13 protein-coding genes are annotated in these 18,897 nt (G+C 40.0%); 6 read left to right on the top strand and 7 right to left on the bottom strand.

Translation table 11 applies throughout. The annotated features are described in order from the left end of the window. The first annotated feature begins 376 nt into the window (after window positions 1–376). Entirely contained in the window at window positions 377–916 is a 540-nt protein-coding gene (locus tag IQ236_RS06700; RefSeq protein WP_193868531.1) for a gamma carbonic anhydrase family protein, read from the top strand. Window positions 917–928: 12 nt separating this feature from the next. Here IQ236_RS06700 and IQ236_RS06695 read toward each other — a convergent pair whose 3' ends face one another. The 5 genes from IQ236_RS06695 to IQ236_RS06675 form a co-directional block, all read right to left on the bottom strand. Further along, on the bottom strand, window positions 929–2,383 hold the full coding sequence (locus IQ236_RS06695) for an MlaD family protein (protein WP_193868530.1): 1,455 nt from the start codon (window positions 2,381–2,383) through the stop codon (window positions 929–931). A 52-nt stretch (window positions 2,384–2,435) separates the two neighbouring features. Then, window positions 2,436–4,025, bottom strand: a complete 1,590-nt coding sequence (locus IQ236_RS06690) for an Hsp70 family protein (RefSeq protein WP_193868529.1) — start codon at window positions 4,023–4,025, stop codon at window positions 2,436–2,438. Window positions 4,026–4,053: 28 nt separating this feature from the next. Then, a complete protein-coding gene (dtd, locus tag IQ236_RS06685) occupies window positions 4,054–4,512 on the bottom strand; it encodes a D-aminoacyl-tRNA deacylase (protein WP_193868528.1) in 459 nt (152 codons plus the stop codon). 316 nt (window positions 4,513–4,828) lie between these two features. After that, a complete protein-coding gene (locus IQ236_RS06680; RefSeq protein WP_193868527.1) occupies window positions 4,829–5,974 on the bottom strand; it encodes a CobW family GTP-binding protein in 1,146 nt (381 codons plus the stop codon). Window positions 5,975–6,147: 173 nt separating this feature from the next. Then, window positions 6,148–8,517, bottom strand: coding sequence for a glycosyltransferase family 4 protein (locus IQ236_RS06675; RefSeq protein WP_193868526.1), 2,370 nt, complete (start codon window positions 8,515–8,517; stop codon window positions 6,148–6,150). Window positions 8,518–8,738: 221 nt separating this feature from the next. On the opposite strand from IQ236_RS06675, the gene IQ236_RS06670 reads away from it, so the two are divergent. From IQ236_RS06670 to IQ236_RS06650, 5 genes are all read left to right on the top strand, one after another. Next, window positions 8,739–9,845 (top strand): AI-2E family transporter, encoded by a 1,107-nt coding sequence (locus IQ236_RS06670; RefSeq protein WP_193868525.1) that lies wholly within the window; start codon window positions 8,739–8,741, stop codon window positions 9,843–9,845. 31 nt (window positions 9,846–9,876) lie between these two features. Beyond that, the gene (locus IQ236_RS06665) at window positions 9,877–11,127 is read left to right on the top strand and encodes an FIST signal transduction protein (RefSeq protein WP_193868524.1); all 1,251 of its coding nucleotides are present in this window, start codon (window positions 9,877–9,879) and stop codon (window positions 11,125–11,127) included. Between the two features lie 66 nt (window positions 11,128–11,193). Beyond that, window positions 11,194–14,868: a PAS domain S-box protein gene (locus tag IQ236_RS06660; protein ID WP_193868523.1), complete on the top strand. Its 3,675-nt coding sequence runs from the start codon at window positions 11,194–11,196 to the stop codon at window positions 14,866–14,868. Window positions 14,869–14,906: 38 nt separating this feature from the next. Beyond that, the gene (locus IQ236_RS06655; protein ID WP_193868522.1) at window positions 14,907–15,284 is read left to right on the top strand and encodes a response regulator; all 378 of its coding nucleotides are present in this window, start codon (window positions 14,907–14,909) and stop codon (window positions 15,282–15,284) included. A 162-nt stretch (window positions 15,285–15,446) separates the two neighbouring features. After that, window positions 15,447–16,505 carry an adenylate/guanylate cyclase domain-containing protein gene (locus IQ236_RS06650; RefSeq protein ID WP_193868521.1) on the top strand — a complete coding sequence of 353 codons (1,059 nt, stop codon included), beginning with the start codon at window positions 15,447–15,449 and terminating at the stop codon, window positions 16,503–16,505. Window positions 16,506–16,525: 20 nt separating this feature from the next. Here IQ236_RS06650 and IQ236_RS06645 read toward each other — a convergent pair whose 3' ends face one another. Both IQ236_RS06645 and IQ236_RS06640 read right to left on the bottom strand, forming a co-directional pair. After that, window positions 16,526–18,316, bottom strand: coding sequence for a sensor histidine kinase (locus IQ236_RS06645; RefSeq protein WP_407676142.1), 1,791 nt, complete (start codon window positions 18,314–18,316; stop codon window positions 16,526–16,528). A 147-nt stretch (window positions 18,317–18,463) separates the two neighbouring features. Continuing rightward, window positions 18,464–18,691: a type II toxin-antitoxin system CcdA family antitoxin gene (locus tag IQ236_RS06640; RefSeq protein ID WP_190516469.1), complete on the bottom strand. Its 228-nt coding sequence runs from the start codon at window positions 18,689–18,691 to the stop codon at window positions 18,464–18,466. Window positions 18,692–18,897 lie beyond the last annotated feature (206 nt).

The following is an 18,897-nucleotide window of genomic DNA, read 5'->3' as shown; positions in this document are numbered from 1 at the left end:
GTAACGACGTAGGTATGTCAAACCCCGTGTAGTTGAGGAGCGGAATGACGAGAAATTGTCACGTTCCGTTTTGTAGAGCAGTAGGAGAGGCGACTCTCTTACTGACTTTAATCCTTTCTCAATGGGACGGTTTCTCTTGTCAGTTAAACCTACACTCCTAGATGCTTCTGTAATGGATTCATCCGGTTTAACTGATGGGGTGCTTGGCACACCCCCGAACTCGGTGAATACAGTGAAACAAGAAGAGTACATTCAATTGTCTTTGTTTGACTGGGCTAGATACGAGAATCCCACCCTAAGAGCGTAGCGTAGGGGTGGGAGTGTCAACCTTTCTTCTCTATTGTAGTTTGTTCGTTTTTCACGGAATCTTACACCCATGTCTGATCAACCTTTGTTGACTCCCCCAACCTATTGGCCTGCTGTAGATCTCTCCCAAGCTGCCTTTGTCGCTGCAAATGCGGTGGTGGTGGGTTCTGTGGAAGTTGGGGCTGGGGCGAGTATTTGGTATGGGGCCGTTGTTCGGGGAGATGTAGAACGGATTGTGATTGGGGAAAAAACCAATATTCAGGATGGTGCTATTTTACATGGTGATCCAGGTCAGGTGACACATTTAGAAGATTGTGTTACCGTTGGCCATCGGGCGGTGATTCATGCGGCTTATATTGAACGGGGAAGTTTAATTGGAATTGGGGCGGTTATATTAGACGGGGTGCGAGTGGGAACCGGAAGTATTATTGGGGCGGGCTCAATTGTTACCAAAGATGTTCCTCCGTTTTCTTTAGTTGTTGGTGTTCCCGCAAAACGGATACGGGAAATTTCTCCAGAGGAAGCAGCAGATTTAATTGAACACGCTAAACGGTATGAAAAATTAGCCTTAGTTCATGGGGGAAAAGGCACCGAAACCGGGTTTAGTTAATGCTCTTTTTGACTAATGAGTAGGATTGAAAATGGGGGAAGAACTTGTTTCTAAGGGATAGGAAGGTTGAGAAATAAATTTTTGATTTTGATCAACAGAATAATTTGTAGCAGAATCCATCAATTTCTCTATAGTTTTATTGGGTTGTGGTGTTTCAGTGTCAAAAGTTGAAGTTTGATTGAGTGTGGAGAGTGTAACTTGAGTTTTTTCCACTGCTTCTGCTAAGGGTTCTAATTGTTCAGACATGGATTTCTGACGTTCTAACCGTTGAGTTGAACCAAACAATCGACTCAAACCATTAATTAAATTTTTGAGGTTATTTTGCAACTGTTCATCCCCGGTTAATTGATTCACATCTTCACTAATTTTTTGCAGGGTTTGTAATGTATTGCGGGTAGAATTTAAAGTTTCTTGAATCAGCATTAAGTTTTCCGGATCACTGACGGCTTTTGAGAGAATTCTTAAGTTAGCTGAAGCGGCTTCGGCATTGGCTGAGGTAGCTTCTAAATTTTCAACAATTTTGGCTTGTTCTAACTGACTCATAATCGGTGTGAGAGTTGTCACTAAAACACTTAATTCTTTGGTGGTTTGATTAATATTTTCTAAGGTAGAAATTAAGGTGACACGATTATTCGCTAATAACCCATTAAATTGATTACTCAAAGATGTAATTTGATCCGCAGCACGACCCACTGAATTAGCAGACTCAACAGTTGCTTTAGACACTTGTTGGGTATCTTGTTGAACACGGGTCGAAAGATTACTGATTTCTGAGGTAAACGAGGTAACACCTTGATTAATAGATTGATTTAAACCGCCAATTCCTGTATCAAGAGACTGATTTAAGTCTTTCATTTCAGATTGTGCTACTACCAAAAAATCCGATAGTTTTCCTGTCAATTTTGTGGCTTCCTGCGCCGCCGTTGTGGTGGTTTTTGCGGTCGTATTCAAATTAACATATAACTCAGGATTTCCATAGATTTCTGCAAACTGATATAAACTGGAAATCAGTTTCATAATATCAATACCTGTTTCCGCAGGAATTCGAGTATTATTACACAGAATTGTGTCAGGACAATCAGGACTTAAGGGATCTGCATCGGCGATTTTTTGAGAGGTATTTCCTTTAGGAATAATATCTACATATCCTTCATTTAATAAACCAATTTGGTTAGATTGAATAATAATATTACGAGGAATAATAAAACTACTGGGTGTGATTTCTAAGATGGCATCGACAGAATTTAAGTTAGGTTCCAGTCGGGTGACTCGACCAATTTTAACTCCTCGATATCGCACGGAAGTTCCGATTTGTAATGCAGACGCATCAGGAAATTCTGCAATTAAAGTATAGCTGCGAGTTCCTAAACTAATATTTTTGAGCCATAAAATTACGGCTCCCAGCAAACCTAATCCTAACAGAATTAACAAACCAACAGAACCTTCTCGAACGGCGCGCGATCGCATATTTTCCCCCTCTTAAAATCAGGATGGACTGAAAACCTGATTGATGCCACATTTAACTTAACTGTACAACAACTTGATTGTCTAATAGTATTCTATTTGTTAATAAATCTTCGACGGTTATGCGTAAAAATCGTTTGTCATCCACTTGAAATAAAACTTTAATCCGATCGCTTCCAGGGTTCCCTGGGGGAGTTAATTGAGCAATGGTTCGACCTCCTGGGTTATCATTTAAGGGTTGTACAATTTGACCCTGATCTAAACGACGAGTAATTAAGCGATCGCCATCAAAATAAACCTCGGTTCCCCCCGTTTCATCTCCCAATTCCCCTAAAATTAATTCGATACTCGGTTGATTTTCTAAAGATGCCCCCAAGACTAATTCTACAGGAGTTGTCATCGGGTAAGGTTGACCTGATTTGATAATCGGATGCCAATTGTGGCAATTATCTCGACGGTTCCAATAGCGCACCCCATAACTATGATATAAAAAATCTTCGATTTTGGTGCCTTGACTTAGTTGTAAAGCACCGTGAGAAATAGCCTCAAAGGGTTTTTCACAGCGAATTTTACTAAATTCAAAATATTGCTGAATCCAAGTTTGTACCGCCGGAATTTGAGCACTTCCTCCCACGAGTAAAACCCCATTAATATCCGCAACTTCGATTCCTTGGCGACGAGCTTGTTGAAAGACTTTTCCAATCGCATCATCTAAAGTTTCAAAAAATTGAGCTTCGCTCAGAATCGTTTCAAACTGATTTCTCGTTAAGGTTAATTCATAGCTATCTAAGGTTTCATCATCAAAATACACTTCTGTTGCTTGGGTTTGTAAAGACAATTGTATTTTTAAGCGTTCTGCTAAACGAGTAGTTAACGCAGTTTTGGGTAAACCTTGGGTTTGGGTAAAATAATCTACTAACCAATTATCGATATCCGAACCTCCTAAATTTTGTCCTGCTTTGGCTAAAACCCGGGCTGTTTTTACCCGTTGTCCTGATGATTCTGCAAAGGATTTTTGACCCCATTTTAAAATAAATCCCAAGGGTTTTTGATGGCTATTTCCATCTAACCGAACTAAGGAAAGATCTAAGGTTCCTCCGCCTAAATCAATCACCAATAAAAGCTCTTGATCTGCTAATCCATATCCTAGCGCTGCTGCTGTCGGTTCATCTAAGAGTTGTACCTGTTCCACCTCTAAAGATTGAGAGACTTTTCCTAACCAATAGCGATAGGATTCAAAACTATCAACGGGAACGGTAAAGACTAAAGAATCAGTCGCCATCGGGAGTTGACGAATTGTATTAACAATTCCCGTTAAAAATAATTCTCCAACTCGTTCAAAACTAATAATTTGACCATCAATTTCAGGTAAAAATCCTTGAATATTGCTACCAATTCCCCGTTTAAAATTCCTAAAAAAGCGAGAATCATTGCTAATATCATATCCCCCATCCCGTACTTGTTGACCGAATAAACAGTCTCCTTGACGGGCATTTTTAAGATAGATTAAACTCGGAATTAGGGGGGGATTTTGACTAGAAATTAAGGATAAATTCGGTAATTTTAAAGTTTCCGCTTGTTGTGTAGCGGGATTCCAACGGGAAATAACGGTATTACTGGTTCCAAAATCAATAGCAATGGTCATTTTTCTAAATACTTTGTTATTGAAAGAATTAAGGGTTTGCTTCTTTTTCTAAGGTTAACGTAACAGGCCCATCATTTTCAATGAACACTTGCATTAAAGCTCCAAATTTGCCAGTTTTGACGTTTAACCCACTCAAACGCAATTTTTCTACAAACAGTTCATAAAGTTTTTCAGCTTTTTCTGGAGGCGCGGAACGGTCAAAAGATGGACGGCGACCTTTTCGACAATCTCCATAAAGGGTAAATTGACTTACAACTAATAATTCACCTCCGATTTCTTGAACAGATTTTTCCCATTTTCCCGTATTGGTTTCCGGGTCAGGAAATAATCTTAATTCTAAACATTTTCGCGCCATCCAGTTTAGTTCAATTTCGGTATCTGTTTCTGCAATTCCCACTAATAAATTGAGTCCTCTTGCAATTTGACCGATAATTTCTCCATCAACAGTAACTTGAGAATGATTAACTCGCTGAATGATTACCCGCATAACAGTTATAAGTTATAAGTTATCAGTTATCAGTTATCAGTTCCTAGATAACCAATGAAAAGGGGGAAATTAGAGTTCAAAGTTCCCCTTATTAAGGGGATTTAGGGGGTTCTGTTCTCGGCTGTAATCACAGGTTTTCGGCTTAAGTTGACACTGATGGGTTACCCCGCCCGTAGTCAGTTACAAGTCATCAGTTGAGCAGTTAAGAGTAGAGAGTTAACCGTTTAAAATTTAAAAGTTGTTTATTGTTAGCTAAAAATGCAAGACTCAAAACTGCTCACTGGTAACTGATAACTGATAACTGATAACTGATGACTTATTTCCCAAACCCTTTCCCTCGGTTTGTAGAGGGGAGACATAAACAATTATTAAGTTGAGTTTGGAGGGTTTCATGATCTAATCCTTGACCAATTAAAACTAATTGGGTTTTGGGTTCCCCTTTCCACTCATCATCATCAATAGAAAAGCGTTTTCCACTCAGATGAAAAATATGACGTTTGGGACTTTCATCAAACCATAAAATCCCTTTAGCGCGAAACACACTCCCAGGAAGTTGGTTATCTAAAAAGTATTGAAATTTTCTTAAAGATAGGGGTTGATCGCTTTGGAAAGAAAGGGAGGTAAACCCATCATTTTCTAAGTGGTTAGAATGATGATGGTGATGGTGTTTATGGTCGTGATCATGATGGTGATGATGTTCATGCTCGTGATCATGATCGCAATGTTCATCACAAACATGATCAGCAGGGTCATCGTGATGGTCATGGTCATGGTCATGAGCATCAGATTCAGGATTAAAATATTTATCGGATTCAAATAATCCCACACTCAGAATTAAAGGAAGAGGAACTTGAGAATTATGAGTGCGTAAAATTCGGGCATCTTTTTTCATATCCCGAATTCTAATTTCTAATAAATCGACATCGGCTTCATCCACCAGATCGGTTTTATTCAAAACAATAATATCCCCATAGACAATCTGGCTGTTAGCCGCTTGGCTATTAAATAAATCTAAACTAAAATTAGAACAATCCACTAAGGTTATAATGGAATCTAAACGGGTCATATCCCGTAATTCGGTGCTTAAAAATGTTAGAGCAACGGGAAGCGGATCAGCAAGTCCAGTGGTTTCTACCACCATATAATCCACTTTTTCAGACCGTTCTAAAACCTTATAAACCGCATTCACTAAATCTTCGTTAATGGTACAACAAACGCAACCATTACTTAACTCAACCATTGTATTATCTTCATCGGTATTGATAATCAATTCATTATCAATCCCAATTTCACCAAACTCATTCACCAGGACGGCGGTTTTGATTCCCTGCTGATTCGATAAAATATGATTCAGCAGGGTGGTTTTCCCACTGCCTAAGAACCCTGTAATAATGGTGACAGGCATCCCTCGCTTTGGATCATCCATTGTTAATTCTGTGTTAGGTGTTACGGCTGATTGCATAGAGGTACTACCAAAAACGTCAAGAATTTAAACTGGTAATTGTTAGTGTATCGTATTCTTCCCAGAATGACTAGATAAAGTCCGTTTAAACAAAAACAGTCAGAACATCTCAATCTTAAAACTGAGAATGAATTTCTCGGTTAAAAATCATCTGTTGGGGATTAATTTTAAAATTAAAGGTTGTGGAATAAAACCTTTAATAACTGCTCAACAATAATTTTCCAGGTGAAGTTCTGTTCGACAAAATTTGGCCCAATTTTTTGTAAAGTTTGATAAAAATTTTCTTGTTCAATCACCTTTTCCATTAAGGCAAATAAATGTTCTTGATCCGGTTCTAAAAAGAATCGAATTTCACCGCTTGGTAAGGTAATTTTATCAAAGGTACTTTTGATTTTATACACTAATGTTTCATTAGTAAAATCATCCGTTGGCCCCCCATCGGTACAGATGACTGGAACGCCACAGGCGATCGCTTCTAATACTGGAAGATTAAACCCTTCGGCGGCATAGGGAGACACATAAGCATCAGCAGCTTGATATAATTGCGCCATTTCTAGGGAGGATAAATTGTTACCAATATAGCGCATTCGAGTAGAAACTCGTTGTATTTCTTCATCATTTAAGCTGTCTTTTGTGGCTTGTTTGAGATAATCTTTTGAGGGAAAAATGGCATCTCTACCTTTTAAAACTAATCGAGCGTCTGGGTATTTTTCAGTAATTCGAGCAAAGGCTTTTAAAATTCGATCAATCCCTTGACGTTCATTCCACATCACTCCAATATTTAAGAAAATAAAACTATCATTCCATCCCAATTGTTGGCGAAGTTCCTGTCGTTTTTCTTCGGGTAAAGGATGATAAATCTGGGTATCCACTCCTAACGGAATTACCACCACTCGTTCAGGAACCGCACCACTGCGAATAAATCCTTCTCGTGACCAATGGGAAGAGGTAATAATTAAGGTATCCCAATGGCGATGGGCTTCTCTAAAACAATCAATTTTCATCCCCTTTAAAATAGAACGGGGTACAATTCCCCATTCTGTACAACCAAAAATAGCGGTTCTTTTACTCGGAGAAGCTGTTAAATTAAACGGACAATAAACCCGGAGAGTAACATCTGCCTTTTGGTCAGTTTCAGGAACAGGAATTCGATCTAAAATATCCTCAGCTTCCCGACTTAATAACTGTTTGCTCGGCTTCCATTCTGAGGTAACATAGGGGATATCTTTATGGAAAACTTTTAAAGCTGGATATTTGACCATTTCTAACAGTTGATAACTGTTAATAAAGGAATAGGAATGGGGAAGATCTCGCCATCCCTCCACAATAATACTGTGAGGAGATGATAAAGAAAGGGGAAGATTACGATGGGGAGTCGCCCAGGCGATGGGGGTTTCTTGTTCAGCAATTTCCAACAGTTGATCAACGGTATGTTTCCAGGTATAACGTTCTGCTATCCATTGAGGAGCGATTTTTTTAGCTTGTTCTCGCCCTTCAGAATCATCTATAATTTCTTGCATTAATTCTGCCAAATGTTCCCAACTGGGATGGAGGAAAAACCGACTTTGATTGTGAATAATTTGAGTTTTAAAAGAACTTTTAATTTTCCAGGTAAACTGCTCATCAGTAATGTCTTCTGTCGCACCACCAGAACTACAAAGAATTGGTAATCCTGATGCAGCAGCTTCCAATACCGATAAATTAAAAGCGGTTGCAACATCTGTGGCTAAATAGGCATCGGAAACTTGATACAATTGGGCTAGGGCGGTACAAGATAAAGGTTGATCTAAATAGGCAATTTTAGGGTGAATTTTAGTAACTTGTTCTTCTGTTAATACAGTTTTAAAGGCACTGTTTAACCAGTGATCAGAATCGTGAAATAGATTTGATCCTTTTAACACTAATCTCGCCTGTGGATAATCCTCTACAATTTGAGAAAATGCCTTTAAAATCGGTTTAATTCCATCTTGATCTTGTAAACTACCGATATGAAGAAAAATAAAATAATCATCCCATCCCCATTGTTGCCTTAAAGCGGTTCGTTCTGTTTGATTGAGAGGATAATAGATACTGGGATCAACACCCCAAGGAACAACCTTTACCTGTTGAGGATTTAGACCACTTCTGATGAATCCTTCCCGTGACCATTGAGACGGTGTAATAATCGTGATATCAGGATTAAAAATCTGATTTTTTAAGTGAAATAAAGGTTTAAGGGGGGCGGATGAATCCATTAAAATTCCCCAAGGTGCAGTGGCATAAACCAGGGTTTTTCGACTCAGAGAAGATTTAAAATTAAAGGGTTGATGAATTCTGAGAGTAACATCAGCAACCGGGTTAATGGCTGAAGGAATTTGTTGTAAATAAGTTTCTAATTCAAGATTGAATAATCCGGTACAAGGTTGCCATTGGGGTTTTAAAGGGGGAATCTCTTCATGGGTTAATTGTAAGGGCGATCGCTTTAGCATTTCCAAAAGTTGGAATTGATTGGTGATACTATAAGAATAGGGAAAAAAACGCCAGCCTTCAACATGAATTCGCATAGAGAACCTTCTACCCAGATACAAACCGTTAAGATATTTTAAACGATATTATTGATTCATTCTAAAATAAATCAGAACAGCAAAAATAGTTAATAACAAATTAATCCAGAATTCCTCTTGACCAATGTTGCCAGAATGATTACACTAAAAAAGCTGGTGGATAGAATAAAATGGGGTTTTTGATAGGCCTCCACCCCTTAGACTAATCTTATAGCCAACCCATGAAATCTGAACGACGTATTTCATTTTCCCTTTCTAGTCTGCTTCTGATTGTAGCATCGGTTTTCCTGCTTGTGCTGCTTTGGCAACTACGAGGTTTAATTGTTCTATTAATGATTTCTGTTGTTTTGGCTGCTTCCATTGTCCCCCTTGTCAATTGGGCAGAAAAAAAACAGGTTCCTCGATGGTTAGCGGTTGTTATCGTTTATTTAACCTTAATCGCAGGATTAATGGGATTTGGCTTAGTTATTGGGCCTGCTGTTGTCGATCAAATTACCTTATTAGTCCGTCAATCTCCGGTTTTTGCAGAACAAATTATTAGAATCACAACGGATTTAGCGGGTCGATTAGGATCAGAAACTTCCACCTTTATTGAACAACTCATTGATCCTCAATCTATAACCAGTTGGGTGATTCGTTCCAGCCAACAATTAATTTTACGTTCCTATGGAATTACGAGGGGAATTTTAGGGGGAGTTGCCAGTTTAATTTTAGCTTTATTTATTTCTGGCTATATGGTAGCGGATAGTAAAACCTTAATTCATAGTTTTATTCAATTTTTTCCCTATCCTTGGAATGAACGATTAGCCGCCCAAGTTGATCCCATTAGTCAACGGATGGGGGGTTATATTCGAGGGCGAATTCTGGTTTCTGGAATTTTAGGAGTCGCCACAACAACAGCGTTAGGATTTTTAGGCTTAAAAGACTTTGCTATTGGTTTAGGAGCTATTGCTGGAGTTACCAATTTAATCCCCTTTTTAGGCCCGATTTTAGGGGCAATTCCTGCCTTAATTGTTGCCTTAGCCAAAGGCGGATTTTTAGTGGTTTGGGTCTTATTATTATATGGAATTATTCAAAATGTTGAAACCTATGTTCTTGATCCCTTATTAGTGGGTTCATCGGTGGGAATTCACCCCTTATATCAGCTTTTATCTGTACTCGGTGGTGTACAAGTTCTCGGAATTATGGGGGCGTTAATTGTTCCCCCTTGGTTTGCCGGAGTCGCGGCATTAGTTGAAAATCTCTATCTTCAACCTAAACTCAAAGCCGAACAACAACAGGAACGTTTAACTCCCTCCGAAGTTGCTTCCTCTACTCAATTTCCCTGATTTTTTCCTTTTCCTTTGCCCCCAGTTCATAATGAAATTAGAAACTTTTTTTTGGAAGAAACCCACGGGCTGGTCAGTCAAAACATTGCCCTCCCTGGACTCAAATCAAACTTTAGTGATTGTCTTTGGTGCGGTTCAGTTTCAAGCGGATCTCGAACCTTTACAAGACCTAAAAGAAGCTTATCCCCAATCTCATTTTATTGGGTGTTCAACCGCCGGAGAAATTTGGGGTTCAACCCTGATGAAGGATAGTTTAATCGTCAGTGTGTTGCACTTTCACAATACCTCATTAAAAACAGCATTTTGTCACCTTTTGGAAGAAACAAATTCATCAAATTCCCTTCAAAGACAAGACTATTCCTATCAAGCAGGTCGTTCTATTGCTCAACAATTGGCTGATCCTCAGTTAAAAGCCGTCTTTATTTTAGGAGATGGATTACAACTTAATGGCAGTGAATTTTTGCGAGGTTTGAATTCAATTTTATATCAAAGTTCTGTTTTTAATTCTTCAGAACCCATCTTAATTGTTGGAGGATTAGCCGCCGATAATCATCAATTTAAACACACTTGGATTTTACAGAATCGTTTACCCACAAATGGCGCTGTTTCCGCCGTTGGATTCTATGGAAATGATATTGCAATTAGCTATGGTTCCCAAGGTGGCTGGACAATCTTTGGCCCCGAACGAGAAGTCACTCGTTCCCACCATAATATTTTGTATGAATTAGATCACAAACCGGTTTTACAACTCTATCAAGAATATTTAGGCAAATACGCCCGAAATTTGCCCAGCAGTGGCTTATTTTTTCCTTTAGCATTGGGAACTCCCTTAGCTCGCAAACGCACGGTGAGAACCCTAATCGGTATTAATGAAGAGACAAAATCCCTAACTTTTACAGGCGATATTCCGGTCGGTTCCGTGGCTCAACTCATGCGAGGAAATTATGAGCGTTTAGTGGATGGAGCCTTAGCAGCAGCACTCATTACTCGCAATAGTAATCAACGCAAAATCGGAGAATGGGAACAGCACAAATTGAACCAGAATCAGGCAATAATGTTAGAACCCACTTTAGCGATCGCCATTAGTGGTTCTGGTCGTCGATTAGTTCTCGGAGAACGTACTGAAGAAGAATTAGAAGCTACACTAGATGAATTACCCCAAGGAACCCAACAAATGGGTTTTTACTCCTACGGGGAACTAGCTCCTACGGGTGTCGCCTCTCTCTGCGAACTGCACAATCAAACCATGACCTTAATTACCATTCGAGAAAATAGTAGCTAATCTTAGCTTTATCCCTATTTTCTCTGATGAATGGTTGCATCCTGACTTCTTCACTCTTAAGATTCTATGCACTATGCGCTCCAACGCCAACTCAGACGCCTGGGTCTTGATCCGCAGACTCCTCCGGTGGATATCGCTACATGGGAAGAATTTCTGGAACGTGTCAGCCGCAGCTACACCGAAGCCGATCAAGAACGCTATTTGATGGAGCGTTCCCTTACCTTGTCCTCCAGGGAATTGTTAGAGTTGTATAACCAGCAAAGTCAGGAGTCGGAAGCTCGTTTACAAGCGGAACGGGATCGGCTGCGCTCGGTGATTAGTTCCTTGGGTGCTGGATTGTGTATCCTAGATCCCCAGGGCTGTTTATTATCCATGAATCCCGAAGCGGAAAGACTGTTGGGATGGTCAGAAGCCGAATTAGTCGGAAACTCCATTTTAGACCGCATCGGAGCCCGTTCTCGATTATCTCTCAATCCGTTTCAACGGCTGGCTGATTCTTCCGCTACAGGGTTAGCTTCCCTGCTGGAACCGATTGCATCCAGCGATGATCAATTTATCTGTGCTGATGGCAATATTTTACCCGTTTCCTATGTATTAACACCGATTTTAGAACAAAATACTTTTGTCGGAGCCGCCTTAGTTTTTTTAGATATTACCGAACGCAAACAAGCTCAATTAGAGGCGGAACGATCGATTTCTTTATTACAAGCTACTTTTGATTCAACAGATGCGGGAATTTTAGCGGTTGATCGCACGGGAAAAGTCTTAAATTTTAATCAAAAATTCGTGGAAATGTGGCAAGTTCCCCCTGGATTATTAAAGCCACCCCATGATCAATCAGTCTTAGCCTTTGTGTTAAGACAATTAAAAGATCCGCCTCGATTTCTCAAAACCGTGATGCAGTTATCTTCGGAACCCCATACCCCGACTTATGATGTGGTGGAGTTCAAAGATGGGCGAATTTTTGAGTTATATTCCCATCCTTCCCAAATGGGAGAAAAATTAGTCGGAAGAGTCTGGAGTTTTCGAGATATTACCCAACGCAAACGAGTCGAAAAAGCTCTGCAATATCGCGTTGAATTTGAACAACTGATTACTAATTTATCGACTCATTTTATTAGTTTAACAACGGATGAAATTGAACATGGAATTCAACAAGCCTTACAAAGAATTAGTACCTTTATTGGGGTAGAACAAAGCTATTTATATTTATTTGCCGAGCAAGAAATTCAGATGAATTCGATTTATCAGTGGTTGGCAATAAAAACGCCATACCAGCGTTCCCAACCTCCTTCAAAATTAACAGATTTGCTCAAGAAAATTTCCTATTCTAAACTTTATGGGGCTGATATTCCTTGGTTAGAACGACAACTCAATCGCTATGAAAATATTTATCTTGCTGTTCAGGATTTACCCCCAGAAGCCCTCAAGGATTTAAAATATTTACAGCAGTTTCATCCCGTTTCAGATTTATCCTATTATTCAGAAACCGATAGTTTACCTCAAATTCAATCCATTATTTTAGTTCCCTTAGTCTGTCGTCGGTCTATTGTCGGATTTTTGCGGTTTGATTCCATTCATTCGAGTTATACCTGGTCATCGGATAGTATTGCACTGTTGAAAATGGTCGGAGAAATGTTTTCTAATGCCATTGAACGCAAACAAACAGAAGAATTTCTGCGACAAACAGAAGCCAAATATCGGAGTATTTTTGAAAATGCAGCCGAAGGTATTTGTCAAACCACCCTAGAAGGACGATATATTAGTGCTAACCCAGCCTTAGCGAGAATTTTAGGTTATAATTCTCCCGAAGATTTATTAGAAACTATTACGGATATTAATCATCAATTATATGTAAATCCGAACCGTCGAGCCGAATTTATCGCAGAAATTCAAGCCAATCATTCTGTATCCGGCTTTGAATCCCAAGTCTATCGTCAAGATGGAACCCTGATTTGGATCTCAGAAAACGCCCGTGCGGTTCGGGATCAAACCGGACAATTACTATGTTTTGAAGGTACAATTGAAGATATTACTGAGAGTAAACGCGCCGCCGAAGCCTTAAAACAAGCGAAAGAAGAAGCTGTTGCTGCTAACCGAGCTAAAAGTACCTTTTTAGCCAATATGAGCCATGAACTTCGCACCCCACTCAACGCTATTATTGGCTATAGTGAGATTTTAGCAGAGGAAGCAGGAGACTCCGGTTATGGCGATATTGTCCCTGATTTAGATCGGATTCGCACCGCCGGACGCAACTTATTAGCGTTGATTAACGATATTTTAGATATTTCTAAAATTGAAGCCGGACGCATGGATTTGTATTTGGAAACCTTTCAAATTTCCATGTTAATTGAGAGCATTGTCACAACAGCTAAACCTCTAGTCGATCAAAATAGCAATCGTTTAAATATTTACTATGCCCCCGATACGCCTGACACCATGCACGCCGATTTAATAAAAGTTCGACAGGTGTTGTTGAACCTACTCAGTAATGCGGCTAAATTCACCTCGGAAGGTGAAATTACCCTGAATATTAGTCGTACCCAAAGCCTTCCCTTTGAGTGGGTTCGGGACAATGATTTATCCCTTGATCCGCCATCGGATCATGCCAATTATATTCAGTTTCAAGTACAAGATACCGGAATTGGAATTACCCCCGAACAACAAAAACAATTGTTTCAACCCTTTACCCAAGGGGATGCGTCTACCACTCGCCGCTATGGAGGAACCGGGTTAGGACTTACCATTAGTCAACGCTTTTGTCAAATGATGCAAGGCCATATCGCCGTTGACAGTGCATTAGGCAAAGGTTCCACCTTTACCATTTATTTACCTTTGTTGGTGCAATCTCCATTCAAAGGGTCAGAATATCCGAATTTAGAAGCCACCGACGAAGACATCGACGCTCTAGGGGAAATCGATATCATTCTGGATGACCCCCCTGAACTCGTGAATCAGCCCTCAATTACCGTGTTAGTGATTGATGATGATCCCAATACCCGGGATTTAATTGAGCGATCGCTGATTCGGGAAGGACTGCGGGTAGAAACGGCAGCAACGGGGGAAGAAGGACTCGCTCGTGTCCAGCAGCAGCGTCCCGATGCCATTATATTAGATATAATTTTGCCGAAAATGGACGGTTGGACGGTATTATCGACATTAAAGGCTGATCCAGATCTCGCTGATATTCCTGTGATTGTGCTGTCGTTCATCAGCAACAAAAATCGAGGTTTTGCTCTCGGTGCATCGGACTATTTGACCAAACCGTTTGATGGTAAGCGCCTGAGTGCTTTGTTGAGTAAGTATCACCCGGATCGGAAACGGGATCTGGTTCCTGTGGCTGATCATATTTTAGTGGTCGAAGATGATCTCGCTACCCGACAACTATTACGGGGGTTATTACAGCGACAGGGCTGGATTGTCCAAGAAGCGGGAAATGGTCAGGAGGCTTTGCAACTGATTCAACAGTCAGCCCCTAAACTGATTTTGCTCGATTTAGTCCTCCCGGAAAAAAGTGGTTTGGAGTTAATTCATGACCTTCGCAGAACAGATCAGTGGGCAAATATCCCGATTATCGTCCTAACGGCGGCTGAATTAACCCCCACAGAATGGGTACTATTGCGGGGCTATGTGGAGCAGATTCTTCAGAAAGGCAGTTATAGCTGTGAAGATCTTTTACAAGAAATTCATATCCTGTTAAATGCCAGCCTGAAACAGTCCCCCTTAAGTTCTAAATCGTGAGAATTCTAACGCTAAACTATCAACGTTGAGATCGAATCATGGTAAAGATTTTATTAGTTGAAGATAATGAAATGAATCGGGATATGCTCAAACGGCGTCTCTTCCGTAAAGGATATGAGGTCTTTATTGCCGTCGATGGTGCAGAAGGTGTGGAAGTAGCCCGTGCTATGATGCCCGATTTAATCCTCATGGATATGAGTTTACCGGTGATGGATGGTTGGGAAGCCACTCGACAAATTAAAGCCGATGCTAAAACCGGGGGAATTCCTGTAATTGCACTCACGGCCCATGCTATGGCAGGCGATCGCGAAAAATGTTTAAAAGCTGGATGTGATGATTATGATACTAAACCGGTGGAATTTCCCCGTCTGTTGGAAAAAATAGAACTCTGCTTAAAGAAAGCACCTGCACCCTGAGCTTAAATTTCATCGGGTTAACGCTCGGATTTTATCCCGTCCTGTGCTGTTTGTCGCTTTAGCGCAGGGAGTGTCAACTCTGTTGATGATATGAAAACCCTAGTTGGAGGCGTGGCACTCGTTGTTACTATCCCAAAACGAGCGTAGGAGCCACGAATAGAGATGGACGCTGAACCGGATCGTGTACTAATTGTTGATGATAATGAAGTGAACCGTGATCTGCTGGCCAAACGACTCCAGCGTCAAGGTTATGGGGTGACAGTGGCTTCTAATGGTTTTGAAGCGTTGGAACTGATGGGTTCAATGTCCCTGGATTTGGTGTTGTTAGATATTATGATGCCTCAGATGAATGGCTATCAGGTGTTAGAAACCTTGAAAGCTGATCCGGCTTTGCGTCATATTCCGGTGGTGATGATTTCGGCGGTTAATGATATTGATAGTATTGTGCGTTGTATTGAATTAGGAGCGGAAGATTATTTATCAAAACCTTTTAATCCGGTTTTATTAAAAGCTCGAATTAATGCTTGTTTAGAAAAGAAACGATTAAGGGATCAAGAACAAGCTTATTTAAAAAAATTAGCGGAAGAACAGGAAAAATCGGAACGATTATTATTAAATATTTTGCCCGAAGCGATCGCTCAACGATTAAAACGAGGTGAAAGCACAATTGCGGATAGTTTCGCAGATGTGACGGTTTTATTTGCAGATATTGTTAATTTTACCAAATTATCGGCTAATTTATCCCCGGCTCAATTAGTCGAAATTCTGAATGAAATTTTTTCCACCTTTGATAAATTAGCAGAAAAATATGAATTAGAAAAAATTAAAACCATTGGGGATGCTTATATGGTGGTTGGGGGATTACCCACGCCACGGGATGATCATGCTGAAGCGATCGCTAATATGGCTTTAGATATGCAAAATATTATCGGTCAATTTCATCTGCAAGGCAATGAACCTGTACAAATGCGAACCGGAATTAATACAGGCGCAGTGGAAGCGGGAGTGATTGGCACAAAAAAGTTTACTTATGATTTATGGGGAGATACTGTTAATACAGCAAATCGCATGGAATCCCATGGAATCGCAGGAAAAATTCAAGTTACCGTCGCTACCTATGAACGTTTAAAAGATAAATATATATTTGAAGAACGAGGGTTAATTGATATTAAAGGAAAAGGCGAAATGTTGACGTATTTCCTCACCGCCCGAAAATATTAAATCAGTCAATACCGTAATAATTAATGACTCATATTCCGAGGTTCCTGATAGAGGGGAACAGTAAAGGTTACAGTTGATCCTAATCCTTCACCCAGACTATAAAACTTAACTGTTCCTCCCATAGTTTGGATTAATTTCTGTGAAATCACTAACCCTAAACCCGTTCCTCCATATTGGCGGGTATAGCCTCCATCAACTTGAGAAAAAGCTTTAAATAATCGATCTTGTTTTTCAATGGGAACCCCAATTCCCGTATCCGCCACCCGAAATTCAACAACTCCCGGAAACTCTCGATTTTGAAACACAACGGTTTGTTTAAGAATTCCCAAACTAATATTAATTCCCCCTTCATGGGTAAATTTAATTGCATTTCCGACTAAATTTAACATCACTTGTAATAACCGTTGATAATTTCCATAGATAATAACTTCATCTTCATAAGCCGTTTTTTTAACCGTAAAAGTTAATCCTTTTTCTTGCACTTGTGCCCGGGTAAAATGTTCAATTTCTTCTAAAAGTTCATTGACTTTAATTAAAGCTAAGTCAATTTCCATTCTCCCCGCTTCAATTTTAGCAATATCTAAAACATCATTAATTAAATTTAATAAATGTAAAGCGGCTCGGTGAGCTTCTTGAATAAATTCTTCTTCTTCTTTAGGATCATCAACCATCCCATCTAAAACCAACTTTAAAAACCCAATAATTCCATTCAGAGGCGTGCGTAATTCATGGGACGTATTCGCTAAAAATTCACTTTTTAATCGGGAAAGAGCCACAGCTTCCATCCGAGCTTCTTCTAGCTCTTGATAAAGAGTGGCGTGAGCAATTGCGGTTCCCACATGAGTCGCTAATTCACGAATAAATTCCACTTCCGCCGATGTCCATTGTCGGAAGCGATCGCACTGTTGTAAACTAATAATTCCATTCGGTTGATCTTGATAAGAAGTCGCCACCACTAAAATCGAATGCCGTTGATACGGATCATGGTCAGGAGAGGTACGTTCGACCACAACAGGTTCTAAGGTTGCTAAAGCTTGTGTCCATCCTAATTCCTTAGCAATTTCCAGATCTAAACCCAACATCATCGGAAATTCTTCGAGGCGATATTCAGCCACCACTTGAGTTTCTTGCAAGTTCCAATGATCTTCTTTTTCGCCTCGATAGGGACATAAAATACAACGACTGACCCCTAAAACTTGCCCTAAACTATTAACAGTTTGTTGCCAAATTTGTTTTAAATCTAAGGTGCGACGAATTTTTTGAGCAATTTGGCTTAATAAGGTTTGATAAATATGAGAACTGGGAGACACAGTACGACACATCGTTCCTGCAATTTGAATCAGCATTTTTTGAGAAATATCCAAATTTGACGGTAAGGAACGATAAGCAACAATCTCCGCCATATTAACATCAATATTCTCTTCCGGTTGTTCGAGAACACATCCCATCACCAAGACCCGATTCGGTATCCCATTCGACACTAAAATGGGACTCATAATTAATTCTAAAGGAATATATTGTTCTTCGTAGGAAAAAGAATAAACAAATCGTTCTGGAATTAAACTACTCAAAACGCGGCGAATTCGATCTTCATAGGGAGCAATTACAACAGGTTTAAACAACTCCCCCATGAATGAACCGATAATTTGATCCGTCGCTAACGGATAGCGATCCTGTCGTTGCCAATAAAACGATAAATACCGACCTTCGGCATTTTGAATAAAAACCAGATCAGTACCCAACTGTTGCCAAATCGGGTCAGCCGAAGTTGAACTTGCAAACTGAGAGTTCCTGTCTAAGTCCATTGGCATCCGCGACTACTGTGTTAACTGAATCATCCAACATCGAAGCGTTTAGCCGCGCCTCCTGCTCAACTATATACAGCGATTGCCCTAAATCTTCTATTGAGAATTTAAGACACCCCAATCACAAAATCCTGATGGATCAGGGATTCTATTTTAATCGTTCCATTCCCCTCGGGGTGGAATCGGGGGATTTCGCTGGAGTGTCAAGGCCAGTTCATCCTCTGGACGCTCTCCTCTAAGCCATTGACGCAGGGCTGTTTCAATCACCTTACTCGGATCATTGGTCAGATGTTTAATTTGATTGAGTAACTCCGAGTCAATGTGGATTGAAACTTCCACTTTCTGAGCGGTATTGGGCGAAGAAAATGTATTCTTTTCCATAAAAAATTAGATCCTAACGCATAAAAACTTTTAATCTTTGGGAATAGCTAATCAGCGTCATTTCCCACAGACCCATGACTCCAATTGTCTAGGGAAAACCTTTTAGCTTATTCCCATAGAAACAGATACCCACTTCTTAAGCAGGGGGTGTTGCTTTTATTGTACTCTTCTCAGGGGAAAAATTGTTTCCCTCTCTGGGTTTACTA

It is taken from the genome of Planktothrix mougeotii LEGE 06226, from assembly GCF_015207485.1.
Taxonomy (GTDB): domain Bacteria; phylum Cyanobacteriota; class Cyanobacteriia; order Cyanobacteriales; family Microcoleaceae; genus Planktothrix.
This window is presented reverse-complemented; position numbering and strand designations above follow the sequence as displayed.

Coding starts and splice junctions, on each gene's coding strand:
- IQ236_RS06700 (WP_193868531.1), top strand. CDS start 377: ATGTCTGATCAACCTTTGTTGACTCCCCCAACCTATTGGCCTGCTGTA.
- IQ236_RS06695 (WP_193868530.1), bottom strand. CDS start 2,383: ATGCGATCGCGCGCCGTTCGAGAAGGTTCTGTTGGTTTGTTAATTCTG.
- IQ236_RS06690 (WP_193868529.1), bottom strand. CDS start 4,025: ATGACCATTGCTATTGATTTTGGAACCAGTAATACCGTTATTTCCCGT.
- dtd (WP_193868528.1), bottom strand. CDS start 4,512: ATGCGGGTAATCATTCAGCGAGTTAATCATTCTCAAGTTACTGTTGAT.
- IQ236_RS06680 (WP_193868527.1), bottom strand. CDS start 5,974: ATGCAATCAGCCGTAACACCTAACACAGAATTAACAATGGATGATCCA.
- IQ236_RS06675 (WP_193868526.1), bottom strand. CDS start 8,517: ATGCGAATTCATGTTGAAGGCTGGCGTTTTTTTCCCTATTCTTATAGT.
- IQ236_RS06670 (WP_193868525.1), top strand. CDS start 8,739: ATGAAATCTGAACGACGTATTTCATTTTCCCTTTCTAGTCTGCTTCTG.
- IQ236_RS06665 (WP_193868524.1), top strand. CDS start 9,877: ATGAAATTAGAAACTTTTTTTTGGAAGAAACCCACGGGCTGGTCAGTC.
- IQ236_RS06660 (WP_193868523.1), top strand. CDS start 11,194: ATGCACTATGCGCTCCAACGCCAACTCAGACGCCTGGGTCTTGATCCG.
- IQ236_RS06655 (WP_193868522.1), top strand. CDS start 14,907: ATGGTAAAGATTTTATTAGTTGAAGATAATGAAATGAATCGGGATATG.
- IQ236_RS06650 (WP_193868521.1), top strand. CDS start 15,447: ATGGACGCTGAACCGGATCGTGTACTAATTGTTGATGATAATGAAGTG.
- IQ236_RS06645 (WP_407676142.1), bottom strand. CDS start 18,316: ATGCCAATGGACTTAGACAGGAACTCTCAGTTTGCAAGTTCAACTTCG.
- IQ236_RS06640 (WP_190516469.1), bottom strand. CDS start 18,691: ATGGAAAAGAATACATTTTCTTCGCCCAATACCGCTCAGAAAGTGGAA.